This is a genomic window from Youngiibacter fragilis 232.1, from assembly GCF_000495435.3.
Lineage (GTDB): Bacteria > Bacillota > Clostridia > Clostridiales > Clostridiaceae > Youngiibacter > Youngiibacter fragilis.
Genome location: NZ_AXUN02000137.1, coordinates 1 through 662, shown reverse-complemented (window position 1 = coordinate 662; position 662 = coordinate 1). Strand labels below are relative to the sequence as shown.

Sequence of the window (662 nt, the reverse complement as noted above, 5' to 3'; positions counted from 1 at the left end):
AAAATATATCCATGATAATAAAGATAAATGGAATGAGACTGAAATTTCAAGAGTTGAGGACTCTGTAGATCTTATGTTATACCGGCCTGACGGAACAATTGCAGGTCGAATATCAGATGGTACACTATCAGATGGGCAGCGGAATACAGCTATACTAGCATTGCTACTTTCACAGGATTCAGGACCGCTAATAATTGATCAGCCAGAAGATGAATTGGATTCGAATTTTGTTTTTCGCGAATTGATTCCTATGCTTAGAAAGGTAAAGTCGTCTAGGCAAATTATCATGGCAACACATAATGCAAACCTACCTGTTAATGGTGATGCTGAATTAGTATATGCCGTACAATCTAAAGATGGGCGTGGACATGTTCTTGCTCAAGGTGGACTTGATAAGAAAAATGTTATGGAAGCCGTACTTGATATAATGGAAGGCACTGAAGAGGCTTTTCGTAGAAGGCGCGAGAAGTATAACTTCTAAGATGTTCTAAAAGATTATTAATTTTACAATAATATTCAGACAGACGAATTGTAAAAAATCGTCATTATTGAATATTTCGACTTGCAACCCGAAGGGGTTGCTTTTTTTGTGCGGAAATTGAAGACATCATTTGGTATGAGGTCAGGAACCTGATGTGGAGAAACCTCGACATGTAAAAAGA

Annotated in this window: 1 protein-coding gene; it reads left to right on the top strand. The window is 37.6% G+C overall.

The annotated features are described in order from the left end of the window. A partial coding sequence (locus tag T472_RS07105) for an AAA family ATPase (protein WP_040906967.1) occupies positions 1–481 on the top strand: 481 nt, incomplete at its 5' end. Positions 482–662: the final 181 nt, after the last annotated feature.